The organism is Mesorhizobium sp. M0618 (genome assembly GCF_040320765.1).
Classification (GTDB): domain Bacteria; phylum Pseudomonadota; class Alphaproteobacteria; order Rhizobiales; family Rhizobiaceae; genus Mesorhizobium.
The window spans coordinates 1-14,292 of record NZ_JAMYQH010000035.1 but is presented as its reverse complement, the minus strand read 5'-3'; the positions used below and the strand labels follow the sequence as shown (position 1 = coordinate 14,292).

The window sequence follows — 14,292 nt, the reverse complement described above, 5'->3', positions numbered from 1 at the left end:
AGCCATTGTCGCGCGCTCGGCAGGAGAGACAGAACGGCTGGCACGATTCCTGCGATAAGCAGGCTTGAACGCTGGGATTCTGTGCCGATGTTGAACAGACGAACGCTGCTGACCGGGACCGCCGGCTTTGCCGTCATGGGGCTTGCGCTTGGCAAGGCGGTGGCCGCAAACCTGACTGGCATCGAGAAAGCCTCGATCCGCGGCTCGATCAATGCCACCGACCTCGGCGTGCAGCCCGGCACATCAGACGATCAGAGCAAGGCCTTCGCCAAACTCCTGCGTGACGCAAACAGCTGCGACATGCCGATATTCCTGCCGCCCGGCACCTATGTCGTCTCCAATCTTTCGCTGCCCGGCCGCGTGCGTCTTTCCGGCGTGCCGGGCGCGACGCGCATCGTTTACGGCGGTGACGGCCACCTGTTCATGGCCGAACAGGCCGACCATATCGAACTTAGCGGTCTGGTCTTCGATGGTTCGAACCGCACGATGGGCGATTACACGCAAGGGCTGCTCGATCTGCGCCGTATCGCGCACCTCGCCATCGACAATTGCCAGATCACCGGCAGCGGCAAGAACGGACTGGCGCTGGAACATGCGGCGGGCGGGGTCGAGCGCAGCGAGATATCGGGTGCCGCCGATGCCGGCATTTACTCGGTCGAGGCTGGCGGGCTGTCTATCACGGGCAACACCGTCTCCGATTGCGCCAATGGCGGCATCCTCGTGCACCGCTGGCAGGCGGCGGAAGACGGCACCATGGTCACCGGCAACCGCGTCCAACGGATCCAGGCACGCGGCGGCGGAACCGGGCAGAACGGCAACGGCATCAATGCCTTTCGCGCCGGCAATGTCGTCATCTCGGGCAACATCGTCTCGGACTGCGCCTTCTCGGCGATCCGCGCCAACAGCGCCAGCAACCTGCAGATATCGGGCAACACCTGCTCGCGCTCGGGCGAAACGGCGGTCTATTCCGAATTCTCGTTCGAAGGCGCCATCATCAGCAACAACATCGTCGACGGTGCCGCCAACGGCATCTCGATCGTCAATTTCAACGAAGGCGGCCGCATGGGCGTCTGCTCGGGCAACATTGTGCGCAATCTGTCGACCAGCGGCCCCTACCCTGCCGACGCGCCAGGGTTTGGCGTTGGCATCGGCGTCGAAGCCGACACAACCGTTTCCAACAACGTCATCGAGAACACGCCGCTCTATGGCATGCAGATCGGCTGGGGCCCGTACCTGCGCAATGTCGTCGCCACCGGCAACATCATCCGCAAGGCCGGAACCGGCATCGTCGTATCCGTGGTCGAGGGCGCCGGTACGGCCATCATTTCAGACAATGTCATCGACGGCGCCCTGAACGGAGCGGTTGTCGGGCAGCGCTGGGCCGAGCCGGCGACAGGCGATCTCGCCTCGTCAAACGATAGCGGCTATGCGCATCTGACCGTCGAGCGCAATCACGTCAGTTGAGGGCCGCTGTCGGCCTCAGCGCCCCGACCTTGGCACCGTTGCGGTTTTCGATGGGCGTGTTTGCCAATTCGCTCAGCTTGAACGCCAAGGCCTCGTCGGCGCGCAACAGTTTGGCAAGGACGGCGGCAACCATGGCTTCGCCGGCGCGGCCGACGCCATCGTCGCATTTGAGCGCGATGCCGAGACCGAGCTCCGGAATTGCGGCACAATGGACGCCCTCGGCGCCGCCTTTGGTGAAAATCCGCCCTGGTGCGGCCTGCATCAGCGCGACGTCTTCGCGGCCGCTACCGGCAACGAAGAAGGGCTCGGCCATGCAGGCGAAAAGCAGCCGCTTTGCAGCCTTGGCTCGCTCTGGGCCAAAACCTGATGTCGTGGCCATGCGGGCAAAGCCGAGCGCGAAGCTCCTGAGCGGCACCGCATAGGTTGGGATCGAACAGCCATCAATGGCTCGCTGGTCCTCACCATGGACAGCGCCCGTCACCGATTGCATGGCGTCGCGCACCATCTCCTGCAGGCCATGTCCCGGCTTGACATAGCCGCGATGTGCAATGCCGGCGTGGACGCAGGTGCAGAGGAAGCCGGAATGCTTGCCGGAACAATTGTTGTGCAATGCGTTCGGCGAGCCGCCGGCGCGGGCGAGCGCAATCTCGGCGTCATGATTGGACGGCCAATGCGTGCCGCATTCGAGCGCCGATCCGTCCAGCCCGGCCTTGGCCAGCATGGATCGCGCAAGGTCGACATGGGCCGGCTCGCCCGAGTGGGAGGCGCAGGCGAGCGCCAGTTCGCGGTTGCCGAAGCCATAGGCATCCGCCGCCCCGCTTTCGACCAATGGCAGTGCCTGGATCGCTTTGACGGCGGAGCGCGGAAACACCGGCTTGGCCGTGTCGCCGATCTCCCAGACGGGCTTGCCGTCGCCATCGAAGACCGCGACTGAGCCGCGATGCGCGCTCTCGACGATCGCGCCGCGCAACACTTCGATCAGAACCGGATTTGTCATGAACCCTCCCGTAAATGCGGGCGGTTTATCTGATCCGGTCGAGAATGGAAACGTAGTTGGCCACCGCCGCACCGCCCATGTTGAAGATGCCGCCAAGTTTTGCGCCCGGCACCTGGATGCCGCCGGCTTCACCGACAAGCTGCATGGCGGTCAAGACATGCATCGACACGCCCGTGGCGCCAATCGGATGGCCCTTGGCCTTCAACCCGCCGGAGGGATTGACCGGCAGGCGACCATCCCTAGCCGTTGTGCCGTCCAGCGCCAGCTTGGCCCCCTCTCCCGGCTTGGCAAGGCCCATCGCCTCGTACTCGATCAGTTCGGCAATGGTGAAGCAGTCATGCGTTTCGACGAAGGACAGATCGTCGAGCGTCACGCCGGCCGATTTCAACGCCCGGGTCCAGGCCTGTTCGCAGCCTTCGAAGGTCAGGATGTCGCGCTTCGACATCGGCAGGAAATCCTGCACATGCTCGTTGGCGCGGAAGGCAACGGCACGACGCATCTTCAGTGCAGTCGCGGTGTCGGCTAGAATGAGGGCGGCGGCGCCGTCGGAGACCAGCGAGCAGTCGGTGCGCTTCAGAGGACCGGCGACGAAGGGGTTCTTCTCGCTCTCCTGGCGGCAGAACTCATAGCCGAAATCCTTGCGCATCTGCGCATAGGGATTATCGACGCCGTTCTTGTGGTTCTTGGCGGCAATCATGGCCAGCGCATCCGACTGGTCGCCGTAGCGCTGAAAATAGGCCTGCGCGATCTTGCCGAAGACGCCAGCGAAACCCGCCGGTGTCTCGCCGTCCTCGGGCAGATAGGACGCCTTGAGCAGGTTTTTGCCGATCTCCGGCCCCGGCGTTGTCGTCATCTGCTCCGCGCCGACCACCAGCACGATGCGAGCGGCATTGGCGTCGATGGCACGGATGCCCTGGCGGACCGCCGCCGATCCGGTGGCGCAAGCGTTCTCGACGCGCGTCGCCGGCTTGAAGCGCAGCCGGTCGTCGGCCTGCAGCACCAGGCTGGCGGTAAAATCCTGTGCCGAAAAGCCGGCATTGAAGTGGCCGAGCACGATCTCGTCGACCTCGTCGGGACCGATGCCGGCATGGTCGAGCGCGTCCGTAGCGACCTTGACGATGAGGTTCTCGAGCGTTTCGCCCTCGAGCTTGCCGAAGCGCGAATGCGCCCAGCCAACGATGCATGCGGTCATGGCGGTCTCCATCCTTGGCGCCAGCCTAGCATGTGGGCCACGGCGCATTTCGCCTCTATTGTTCAAATATAAACAATCCTGCTCGCCTCGTGAAGGGCTGGGAGCAGACAATCGCTTGGTACAGGCGACGCCAGTGCTGATTTTTTTGTTGATTGACCCGTCAATAAAAAATAATCCTACTCGAAAGGGATCATTGCAAGATGCCGAAAATCGGAATGGAACCGCTGCGCCGCAAGGCGCTTATCGACGCGACGATCTCGGCGATCGGCGAGCGCGGCTCGCTCGACGTGACCATGTCCGAAATCGCCGGGCGCGCAGGGGTTTCGTCGGCCCTTGCCCATCACTATTTCGGCGCCAAGGACGAGCTGCTGCTGGCAACGATGCGCCACATCCTGGCCGAACTGACCGCCGACACGTTGCGCGCCCTTGGTTCGGCCAACACCGCGCGCGAGCGCGTCTCGGCGGTGGTCGCTGTCAACTTCTCCGACATCCAGTTCCAGCCGGAAACCATCGCCGCCTGGCTCGCCTTCTATGTCGAGGCGCAGAAATCATCGGCGTTGCGCCGACTGCTCCGGGTCTATGCGCGGCGACTGCATTCGAACCTGATGAGCGGGCTTGTCGGCATCTTGCCCAGAGCCGAAGCCGACCGCGCCGCCGAAGCGACAGCGGCGATGATCGACGGGCTCTACATCAGGCGGGCGCTGAAAGACGGCGTGCCCGATGCCGCGACCGCGATCGCGCTGGTCGAGGACTATCTCGAAACAAAACTCGGCGAGCGGCGCAAAAGTGACAATTAAGCGAAATTTTCTGATCGTCATGGTCGACCAGCTCAACGGAACCCTGTTTCCGGACGGACCGGCGGAGTTTCTGCACACACCGCATCTGAAAGCGTTGGCCGCGCGTTCGGCGCGCTTTGCCAACAACTACACGGCCTCGCCGCTCTGCGCGCCAGGGCGTGCTTCGTTCATGAGCGGACAGTTGCCGTCGCGCACCGGCGTCTATGACAATGCGGCCGAATTCGCCTCATCGATCCCCACCTTTGCCCATCATCTGCGCGCCGCCGGCTACTACACCTGCCTGTCGGGCAAAATGCATTTCGTCGGGCCGGACCAGTTGCACGGTTTCGAGGAGCGGCTGACGACCGACATCTACCCGGCCGATTTCGGCTGGACGCCGGACTACCGCAAGCCCGGCGAGCGTATCGACTGGTGGTATCACAATCTGGGCTCGGTGACCGGCGCCGGCGTTGCCGAGATCACCAACCAGATGGAGTATGACGACGAGGTCGTGTTCCTGGCCACACAGAAGCTCTATCAGCTTTCGCGCGAACAGGACGATGCGAGCCATCGGCCCTGGTGCCTCACCGTCTCGCTGTCGCACCCGCACGATCCCTATGTCGCGCGCAAGCAATATTGGGATCTCTATGAGTATTGCCAGGCGCTGGATCCGGAAACCGGGTTCATCGCGCATGACGAGCAGGATGCGCATTCGCAGCGGCTGTACCACGCCAGCGACTATCCTTCTTTCGAGATCACGCCGGAACAGGTGCGTCGTTCGCGGCAGGGCTATTTCGCCAACATCTCCTATGTCGACGACAAGCTGGGCGAGATCCTGGATGTTCTCGAGCGCACCCGCATGGCCGACGACACAATCATCCTGTTCTGCTCGGACCACGGCGACATGCTCGGCGAGCGCGGCCTGTGGTTCAAGATGACCTTCTTCGAGGGCTCGGCGCGGGTGCCGCTGATGATTGCGGGCAAGGGTGTGCCGGCCGGGCTGATCGAAACGCCGGTTTCCAATCTCGACGTGGCACCGACGCTTTGCGACCTCGCCGGCATCGACATCGCCGCGATCGCGCCGTGGACCGACGGCCAGTCGCTGCTGCCGCTCACAGAGGGCATCAAACGCACCGCGCCTGTGCTGATGGAATATGCCGCCGAAGGCTCCAACGCGCCCTTGGTGGCGATCCGCGACGGCAGATACAAATTCGTCCATTGCGAACTCGATCCGCCGCAACTGTTCGATCTCGAAGCCGATCCGCTCGAACGGGACAATCTGGCCGACGACGCGGCCAATGCGGACCTAGTGGCGGTATTCATGGACAAGGTCCAGGCGCGCTGGGACATGGCCGGCTTCGACGCCGCTGTCCGCGAAAGCCAGGCGCGCCGCTGGGTCGTCTATCCGGCGCTGCGCAACGGCGCCTATTACCCCTGGGATTTCCAGCCGCTGCAAAAAGCGTCCGAGCGTTACATGCGCAATCACATGAACCTAGACAATCTCGAAGAGAGCAAAAGGTATCCGCGAGGCGAATGATGTCAGACCTTCTCGTCCCCTCCCTCGACCATCTCAAGCAGGCCTATGCCGTCACATCCAGGGCGACGCAGATCACGCCGCTGCTGGAATCGACGGCACTGGCCCGCGAGACGGGTGCGGCCCGCGTCTTCATCAAGCCGGAATCGCTGCAATGGGCCGGCTCGTTCAAGGTGCGCGGTGCCTATTGGCGGCTGAAGCAGCTTTCAGCTGACGAAGCGAAGAAGGGCGTCGTCGCCTACTCCTCCGGCAATTTCGCGCAAGGGCTGGCGGCCGCCGGCCAAGCGCTTGCCATTCCGGTCACCATCGTCATGCCGATCGACGCACCGGCCGCCAAGCGCGACGCCACGGCAGGCTATGGCGCTCGTGTCGTGCTGACCGACCACGGCGAGCGCGCACGTGAGGAAGTCGCGGCCGCCAAGGCACGCGAGATCGCCGAGACCGAGGGGCTGGCGCTGCTGCATCCATTCGACGATCCGGAGATCGTCGCCGGCCAGGCGGGCGCCGGCCTCGAAGCGCTCGACCAACTCGAAGCCAAAGGTGCCAGCGCTGATCTTTTGTTCTGCTCGGTCGGCGGCGGCGGACTGATCGGCGGCGTTTCGCTTGCCTTCCACTATCTGTCGCCCGCCACTGAGATCATCGGCGTCGAACCGGAAGGTTTCAACGGCATGGGCTCGTCGCTGGCGCATGGCGCCATCGAGACGATGCCAATCGGGCCGAAATCGATCTGCGACGGACTGATGTCGCGACGGCCAGGCGACGCGCCGTTTGCCGCGGTCAAGACCGCGGGTGTTCGCGGCATCACCGTCGACGACGCGTCTGTCCGCCGGGCGATGCGGATCGCGTTCGAGCGCATGAAGCTGGTGCTCGAACCGTCCGGCGCCGCCTCGCTGGCGGCACTGCTCGGCGGCGAGGTGGATGTGGCGGGCAAAACCGTCCTGGTTGTGGCTACCGGCGGCAATGTCTCGCTCGCCGATTTTATGGCGCATATGAACCATGCTTGAAGCGGATTTCGTCATCATCGGCTCCGGCTCGGCCGGCTCGGCCATGGCCTACCGCCTGTCGGAGGACGGCAAGCATTCGGTCATCGTCATCGAATTCGGCGGGACCGATATCGGGCCGCTGATCCAGATGCCGTCGGCACTGTCGATCCCGCTCAACATGAGCCTCTACGACTGGGGCTTTGCCAGCGAGCCGGAGCCGCATCTCGGCGGCCGCGTGCTGGCGACGCCGCGCGGCAAGGTCATCGGCGGCTCGTCTTCGATCAACGGCATGGTCTATGTGCGCGGCCATGCCCGCGACTTCGACCATTGGGCCGAAGAGGGTGCGGCCGGCTGGAGCTTCGCCGACGTGCTCCCCTATTTCAAGCGCATGGAGGACTCGGATGGCGGCGAGGATGGCTGGCGGGGTCACGGCGGTCCGCTGCATGTGCAGCGCGGCTCGCGCCGCAATCCGCTCTACGGCGCCTTCGTCGAGGCCGGACGCCAGGCCGGGTTCGAGCTGACCGACGACTACAATGGTTCCAAGCAGGAAGGGTTTGGGCCGATGGAGCAGACCATCAGCGGCGGCCGCCGCTGGTCGGCGGCATCAGCCTATCTGAAGCCGGCGCTGAAGCGCAAAAATGTGAGTCTGGTCAAGGGCTTTGCGCGGCGGGTGATCATCGAGAATCAACGCGCCATCGGCGTCGAGATCGAAGCTCACAAAAAGATTCAGGTCGTTAAGGCGCGACGTGAGGTGATCGTCGCCGCCTCGTCGATCAATTCGCCCAAGATCCTGATGCTGTCCGGCATCGGCCCGGCCGAGCATTTGCGCGAAAACGGCATTGCCGTGGTGGCCGACAGACCCGGCGTCGGCCGCAACCTGCAGGACCATATGGAGCTCTACATCCAGCAGGAATCATTGCTGCCGATCACGCTCAATTCGGTGCTGAATCCGTTCTCGAAAGCGCTCATCGGCGCGCAGTGGCTGTTCCTCAAGACCGGGCTTGGCGCCACCAACCATTTCGAAGCGGCGGCCTTCGTGCGCTCGCGCGCCGGCGTCGACTACCCCGATATCCAGTACCATTTCATCCCTGCGGCTGTCCGTTATGACGGCAAGGCGGCGGCCAAGTCGCACGGCTTCCAGGCGCATGTCGGGCCGATGCGCTCGAAGTCGCGCGGCTCTGTGACGCTGCGCTCGCCGGACCCGAAATCGAAGCCGGTGATCCACTTCAACTACATGTCGCATGCCGACGACTGGGCGGAGTTCCGCCACTGCATCCGGCTGACGCGCGAGATCTTCGGCCAGTCGGCGTTCGACCCCTATCGGGGCAAGGAAATATCGCCTGGCAGCCACGTGCAGTCGGACGACGATCTCGACATCTTCATCAGGGATCACGCAGAGAGCGCCTACCATCCTTGCGGCACCTGCAAGATGGGCCGCGCCGACGACATGATGAGTGTCGTCGATCCGGAGTGCCGGGTCATCGGCGTCGAAGGATTGCGGGTCGCCGATTCCTCGATCTTCCCGCGCGTCACCAACGGCAATCTCAATGCACCCTCGATCATGACCGGCGAAAAGGCTTCCGACCACATCCTTGGCCGCACGCCGCTGGCGCCGTCCAACCAGGAACCATGGATCAATCCGCGCTGGCAGGTCGCGGATCGATAGGGCATTGTCGAACGGACTTGGTAGCGAATACATCTGGAGAAAACCATGCGCGCCCAGCCCACGGCATCGCACTATGTCAATGGACGCTACATCGAGGACGAAGGCGGCGCGCCGCTGCCGGTCATCTATCCGGCAACCGGTGAGACCATCGCCATGCTACGTTCGGCGACGCCGAACGTGCTGGAGCTCGCCGTCGAGGCAGCGCGGGCGGCGCAGCCCGCTTGGGCGCGGCTGAAACCGGTCGAGCGCGGGCGCATCCTGCGCCGCGCCGCCGACATATTGCGCGCGCGAAATGCCGACCTTGCCCGCATCGAGACGCTCGATACCGGCAAGGCGATCCAGGAAACGCTGGTGGCGGACGCGCCTTCGGCGGCGGACTGCCTTGAATATTTCGGCGGTGCGGTTGCCGCCTACAATGGCGAGTCGGTCGATCTCGGCGGACCCTTCGCCTACACAAGACGCGAGGCGCTCGGTGTCTGCGTTGGCATCGGCGCCTGGAACTACCCGATCCAGATCGCCGGCTGGAAATCGGCGCCGGCGCTCGCCATGGGCAACGCCATGGTGTTCAAGCCTTCGGAAAACACACCGCTGTCGGCGCTGGCGCTGGCCGAAATCTACAGCGAGGCCGGGCTGCCTGACGGGCTGTTCAATGTGGTGCAGGGCTATGGCGATGTCGGCGCCGGGCTTGTCGGCCACGATGTCGTCGCCAAGGTCTCGGTGACCGGTTCGGTGCCGACCGGCCGCAAGGTGCTGTCGCTGGCCGGCTCGAAAATGAAGCACGCGACGATGGAGCTTGGCGGCAAGTCGCCGCTGATCGTCTTCGACGATGCCGACATCGAGAACGCCATTGGCGGCGCCATGCTCGGCAATTTCTATTCGACCGGACAGATCTGCTCCAACGGCACGCGCGTCTTCGTGCAGAGCGGCATCCACGACCGCTTCGTCGAGCGCCTTGTCGAGCGAACCAAAAAAATCCGCATCGGCGACCCGCTCGACCCCGAAACCCAGATGGGCCCGTTGGTCTCCAGGGCGCAGCACGACAAGGTGGTCGGCTATATCGAAATCGGCAAGCAGGACGGAGCTGTTCTCGCCTGCGGCGGCAACGTGCCTTCGTTGCAAGGTTTTCAGGGCGGTTTCTTCGTCGAGCCGACGGTGTTCACCGGCGTCACCGATGGCATGCGCATCGCCCGTGAAGAAATTTTCGGACCAGTGATGAGCGTGCTGAAATTCGATGGCGAGGACGAGGTGATCGACCGCGCCAACGACACCGAGTTCGGCCTCGCTGCCGGCGTCTTCACGCGCGACCTGCCGCGCGCCCACCGCGTCATCGCCGAGTTGCAGGCCGGCACCTGCTGGATCAACGCCTACAATCTGACGCCGGTGGAAATCCCGTTCGGCGGCTTCAAACAGTCAGGCATCGGACGTGAGAATTCGCTGGCAGCGCTGGCTCTCTATTCGCAGCTGAAGTCGGTGTATGTCGAGACTGGGGATGTAGCGAGCCCGTATTGAGAGGCCGGCCTCTCAATACGGGCTCATCCCTTCTCCACCGTCCCATCAAGATACTGCGTCAGCGCGCAGACCAGATGATAGAAGATGCTGGCAGGAACGTCCGATGCCAGCGAGCGGCCGCGCTCGTCGATGCGATCGATCCACAGGCCGAGCGGCGCCGGGTCGATGTGCCAGCGGAACAGCCGGCCGACGCGCGCTTCGATTTCCGGCTTGAGATCGGGGCCGCCAGAGCCATCCAGCGCGATCGCCGCCTTCACGGCTTCGGCCTGCGGCCAACTGCGGGATATCAGGTCGAGCGGCAGGCCTTGCCTGGAGACGGCGCCATAGGCAAGCCCGGTGGCGCGGTTGAGGCCATTGGCAGTGGCCGACGCGTAAAGTTTTCGGGCAAAGCCGCTCAACTCGGCCTGGCCGCTACGCCCGGCGAAATCTACCAGCAAAGAGGCCCATTCGAAATGGTGGCCGGGCTCGGTCCATGACCCTTTCTCGCCGGTGGAGGGTTTCCATTCGGCATCGAAATACTCGCCAAGCGTCCAGCTTTCCGGATCGAAGAAATGACTGCGGAAGAGGTCGATGATACGTGCCGCGCGCCGCAGATGGGCGCGCTCGCCGGTCGCCTGGTGCCAGGCGAGAAAGGCCTCGAGCAGGTGCATATGCGGGTTGGAGCGGCGCTCGCCTTTGCCGTCCGATGTCTCAAGAAAGCCGGTCATGCGGCTGTCTTCGAGATGCGCATCGAGAAAGGCGAAGGTTTCCTCGCCGAGGCGCAAGGCGTCGGGATTGCCTGACATATGCGCATGCGCCAGTGCCAGGAGCACGCAGGAATGATCGTAGGCATCCTCGGTGGCGTCGGCGACCGAACCGTCGACATTCAGCGTGCGAACCCAGCCGCCTTTGTCGGTGCGGCCCTTGCCGGCCATGAAGGCGATGCCGTGGCTGATCAACCGATCGGCCGGGCCGTCCCAGCCGCGCGCCCGGGCGACGGCGAAAGCATAGACCTGTCTTGCCATGGTGCGCATGCGCTTGGGCTTCATCAACGGCGAGGCGTCCAGGCCGAGCGCTTCGTGAAAGCCGCCATGGCGTTCGTCGACCCCCGATGTCGACCACAGCGGCAAGGTCTCCTGAAACAGCCAGTGATGCACGCGCCGGCGCCAGGCGCCGCTTTCGATAACGCGGTCATGCGCCGGCGTGAACCTGGTTTCCAGGCGACCCGATTTTTCGAGCTGCTCGACGATCTTCTTGACGTGTTGACTGTGGCTGACCGGGGCAACGAAGGTGGCATCCGATGTCGAAACGATGGCGATGTCCTTCATGCCGATCGCCGACAGCAGGCGGCCGTCACTGCGAATGTAGGAATTCTCGCAATCGATAGCGACGACATCGCCGATGATGACATTGCCCCGGTCGTCGGCGGGGCCGACATCGAGCAGCGACTGCCACGAGCCGAGATCGTTCCAGCGGAAGCCGGCCGGCACCATGGCGATGTCTTTTGCCCGCTCCATGATGGCGTAGTCGATCGAATTCGACGGAATGGCGGCGTAGAGTTCCAGCGGCATGTAAAGGCCGGACAGATCCGATGTCGCTGCCTTGTAGGCTGCTTCGGTGGCCTGCCAGATATCCGGCTGCAACGCTATGAAGGCGTCACGCATGGTGCGGGCGCGAAACAGGAAGATGCCGGTGTTCCAGTAGAAATTTCCGGCCTTGAGATAGCTCTGCGCAGTCGCAATATCCGGCTTTTCGACGAAGCGCGACACGTCGAAGGTGCCGCCGCTTTCGGCCGCGACCTCGATATAGCCGTAGCCGGTCTCTGGTTGCGTCGGCTTGATGCCGAACACCACCAGCCTGCCCTCGCGTGCTGCCTCGGTGCCGGCTTCTACGCTCTGCCAGAATTGGCTTGCGGTGGATATTTCGTGATCCGATGGCACCACCAGCACCAGGCTATCGCCGAATTCGGACAGTGTGCGCAGCGTCGCCAGTGCGACGGCGGCGGCTGTGTTGCGCCCGGTCGGCTCGAACAGCGGACCGCCGCCGGCGAGGTCGAGACCAGCAAGATCGGCGTGAACGCGATCAGCATGGCGCTCCGCGGCGATCAGGAAGATCGGCGTTCCGCCTTCCAGCCGGGCGGTCAGCCGACGCAAGGTCTTGGCCAGCATCGAGCCGTCGCCGGACAGATCGTGGAACTGCTTGGGGTTGTCCTCGCGCGACAGCGGCCACAGCCGCGAGCCGACGCCACCGCTCATGACAAAACTGACGATCCGCTCGGTCATTCAACTACCATTCAAAAGGTCTGGTTGTAGGCGCCCACCTCGGAGCTGCGGCGCAGCACGGCGTCGACAGCCTCGAACATCTCCCGTCGACGCTGCGACGACACCGGGCTTTCGACCACCACGACCAGTTCCGGTTTGTTCGACGAGGCGCGCACCAGCCCCCAGGTGCCGTCGTCGGCGACGACGCGCACGCCGTTGACGGTGATGAGGTCTGCGATCTTCTGCCCAGCGAAAACCCTTCCATCCCGCTTCATGGCCTGAAAATCGGCAACCACCCGTTCGACCACACCATACTTCACCTCGTCCGCGCAGTGCGGCGACATGGTCGGCGTGCCAAAGGTCAGCGGCAGCGCGCGATAAAGATCGGCCATCGAACTGCCCGGGCTGCGATCCAGCATCTGGCAGATGGCGATGGCGGTGACCAGGCCGTCGTCATATCCGCGCCCGATCGGCGGATTGAAAAAGAAATGACCCGACTTTTCGAAACCGGCGACAGCACCGAGTTCGGCGACGCGGCGCTTGATGTAGGAATGGCCGGTTTTCCAATAGTCAGTGACGGCGCCATTGGCGCGCAGCATTGCGTCGGTATGGAACAGGCCGGTCGATTTGACGTCGACGACGAAGGTCGAGTTGGGATGCTGGCTGGAAATATCCCTTGCCAGCATCACACCGACCTTGTCGGCAAAAATTTCATTGCCTTCATTGTCGACGACACCGCAGCGGTCGCCATCGCCGTCGAAGCCAAGGCCCATGTCGGCGCCTGATGCCAGCACCTTGTCCCGGATGGCATGCAGCATCCGCATGTCCTCGGGATTGGGATTGTAGCGCGGAAATGTATGGTCGAGCTCGACGTCGAGCGCGATGACCTCGCAGCCGATGCGCTGCAGCGCTTGCGGCGCGAAGGCGCCGGCGGTGCCGTTGCCGCAGGCGGCGACCACTTTCAGCTTTCGCGTGATGCGCTTGTCGCGGGTCAAATCGTCGAGATAAGTGGCGCGAAAATCGCGGACGAAATCGTAGGAGCCGCCGCCGACGAGATCGAAATCACCAGCCAGCACGATCGCCTTCAGCGCGCTCATCTCTTCCGGTCCGAAAGTCAGCGGCCGCGCCGCGCCCATCTTGACGCCGGTCCAGCCATTCTCGTTATGCGAGGCGGTGACCATGGCGACCGAAGGCACGTCCAGTGCGAACTGGGCGAAATAGGCCATCGGCGATAACGCCAGTCCGATGTCCCTCACCCGTGCGCCTGCTGCCATCAAACCGGACACCAGCGCCAGTTTGATCGACAGCGAATAGGAGCGGAAATCATGCCCGGTGACGATATCGGGACCGGCACCGACACGGCGAATCAGCGTGCCAAGCCCCATGCCGAGCGCCTGGACGCCGATCAGATTGAGCTCCGGCAGTTGCGCGGAACCGGGATGGCCGAACCACCAGCGCGCATCATATTCGCGAAAGCCGGACGCCTTGATCAGCGCTTCGGTTTCGAATTCGAAACTGTTGGGCCGGGCGTCGCCAACGATGCTGAAGGACAAGACTGGAAAACTCCGAGTGACGGAAATTACGAGTTGTCGAGGACTGCGGCTTAGCACAGAAGGCTTTAAGCCACGTTTATCCCAGGAGGGAATCCGAGCCTTTAGGGCTATGCTCGACGAAAGCCTACGAAATGCGACAGAAGTGCCGCCATGCCGCTTGCAGGAACGAAGTGTGGCGGCTATAAGCCCGCGGTCTGGTCACGGAGTGTAGCGCAGCCTGGTAGCGCACCTCGTTCGGGACGAGGGGGTCGCAGGTTCAAATCCTGCCACTCCGACCAGAAAAAACAGACACTTAGAGCGGTTCACGGCTTGATGGAATCGAAGGGGATTCCCGATTTGTCTGTTTTGTGATTCAAGATGCTGGCTGGAGTGGAGGCC

At 63.5% G+C, this 14,292-nt stretch carries 10 protein-coding genes and 1 tRNA gene; 7 read left to right on the top strand and 4 right to left on the bottom strand.

Annotated elements, in window-relative coordinates:
- Positions 1-87 precede the first annotated feature (87 nt).
- Positions 88-1,464, top strand: a complete 1,377-nt coding sequence (locus tag NKJ04_RS28325; RefSeq protein ID WP_352678618.1) for a TIGR03808 family TAT-translocated repetitive protein — start codon at positions 88-90, stop codon at positions 1,462-1,464.
- Here NKJ04_RS28325 and NKJ04_RS28320 read toward each other — a convergent pair.
- Both NKJ04_RS28320 and NKJ04_RS28315 read right to left on the bottom strand, forming a co-directional pair.
- Positions 1,457-2,461: an asparaginase gene (locus NKJ04_RS28320; protein ID WP_352678615.1), complete on the bottom strand. Its 1,005-nt coding sequence runs from the start codon at positions 2,459-2,461 to the stop codon at positions 1,457-1,459. The genes NKJ04_RS28325 and NKJ04_RS28320 overlap by 8 nt on opposite strands.
- A gap of 25 nt (positions 2,462-2,486) precedes the next feature.
- A complete protein-coding gene (locus NKJ04_RS28315) occupies positions 2,487-3,653 on the bottom strand; it encodes an acetyl-CoA acetyltransferase (protein WP_127397353.1) in 1,167 nt (388 codons plus the stop codon).
- A gap of 200 nt (positions 3,654-3,853) precedes the next feature.
- Between NKJ04_RS28315 and betI the strand changes: the two genes are divergently transcribed.
- From betI to betB, 5 genes are read left to right on the top strand one after another with little or no spacing between them, the layout of a single operon-like run.
- Positions 3,854-4,450: a choline-binding transcriptional repressor BetI gene (betI, locus tag NKJ04_RS28310; RefSeq protein WP_352441317.1), complete on the top strand. Its 597-nt coding sequence runs from the start codon at positions 3,854-3,856 to the stop codon at positions 4,448-4,450.
- Positions 4,440-5,966, top strand: a complete 1,527-nt coding sequence (gene betC, locus NKJ04_RS28305; RefSeq protein ID WP_352678611.1) for a choline-sulfatase — start codon at positions 4,440-4,442, stop codon at positions 5,964-5,966. The genes betI and betC overlap by 11 nt, the downstream gene beginning before the upstream one ends.
- Positions 5,966-6,967 (top strand): threonine/serine dehydratase family protein, encoded by a 1,002-nt coding sequence (locus NKJ04_RS28300; RefSeq protein ID WP_352441319.1) that lies wholly within the window; start codon positions 5,966-5,968, stop codon positions 6,965-6,967. Before betC ends, NKJ04_RS28300 begins: the two co-directional genes overlap by 1 nt.
- Complete coding sequence (gene betA, locus NKJ04_RS28295; protein WP_352678608.1) at positions 6,960-8,612, top strand: choline dehydrogenase; 1,653 nt, start codon at positions 6,960-6,962, stop codon at positions 8,610-8,612. Before NKJ04_RS28300 ends, betA begins: the two co-directional genes overlap by 8 nt.
- 45 nt (positions 8,613-8,657) lie before the next feature.
- Entirely contained in the window at positions 8,658-10,121 is a 1,464-nt protein-coding gene (betB, locus tag NKJ04_RS28290; protein ID WP_352550707.1) for a betaine-aldehyde dehydrogenase, read from the top strand.
- Positions 10,122-10,144: 23 nt separating this feature from the next.
- Here the strand turns inward: betB and NKJ04_RS28285 are convergent, their stop codons facing one another.
- Both NKJ04_RS28285 and NKJ04_RS28280 read right to left on the bottom strand, forming a co-directional pair.
- Entirely contained in the window at positions 10,145-12,382 is a 2,238-nt protein-coding gene (locus NKJ04_RS28285; protein ID WP_352550709.1) for a mannose-1-phosphate guanylyltransferase/mannose-6-phosphate isomerase, read from the bottom strand.
- Positions 12,383-12,393: 11 nt separating this feature from the next.
- On the bottom strand, positions 12,394-13,914 hold the full coding sequence (locus NKJ04_RS28280; RefSeq protein ID WP_352550711.1) for a phosphomannomutase/phosphoglucomutase: 1,521 nt from the start codon (positions 13,912-13,914) through the stop codon (positions 12,394-12,396).
- A 201-nt stretch (positions 13,915-14,115) separates the two neighbouring features.
- Between NKJ04_RS28280 and NKJ04_RS28275 the strand changes: the two genes are divergently transcribed.
- Positions 14,116-14,192: transfer RNA gene (locus NKJ04_RS28275), tRNA-Pro, on the top strand.
- Positions 14,193-14,292: the final 100 nt, after the last annotated feature.

What these genes read in the sequence shown, in the direction of transcription:
- NKJ04_RS28325 (WP_352678618.1), top strand. Translation starts at nt 88, where the DNA reads ATGTTGAACAGACGAACGCTGCTGACCGGGACCGCCGGCTTTGCCGTC.
- NKJ04_RS28320 (WP_352678615.1), bottom strand. Translation starts at nt 2,461, where the DNA reads ATGACAAATCCGGTTCTGATCGAAGTGTTGCGCGGCGCGATCGTCGAG.
- NKJ04_RS28315 (WP_127397353.1), bottom strand. Translation starts at nt 3,653, where the DNA reads ATGACCGCATGCATCGTTGGCTGGGCGCATTCGCGCTTCGGCAAGCTC.
- betI (WP_352441317.1), top strand. Translation starts at nt 3,854, where the DNA reads ATGCCGAAAATCGGAATGGAACCGCTGCGCCGCAAGGCGCTTATCGAC.
- NKJ04_RS28300 (WP_352441319.1), top strand. Translation starts at nt 5,966, where the DNA reads ATGTCAGACCTTCTCGTCCCCTCCCTCGACCATCTCAAGCAGGCCTAT.
- betA (WP_352678608.1), top strand. Translation starts at nt 6,960, where the DNA reads ATGCTTGAAGCGGATTTCGTCATCATCGGCTCCGGCTCGGCCGGCTCG.
- betB (WP_352550707.1), top strand. Translation starts at nt 8,658, where the DNA reads ATGCGCGCCCAGCCCACGGCATCGCACTATGTCAATGGACGCTACATC.
- NKJ04_RS28285 (WP_352550709.1), bottom strand. Translation starts at nt 12,382, where the DNA reads ATGACCGAGCGGATCGTCAGTTTTGTCATGAGCGGTGGCGTCGGCTCG.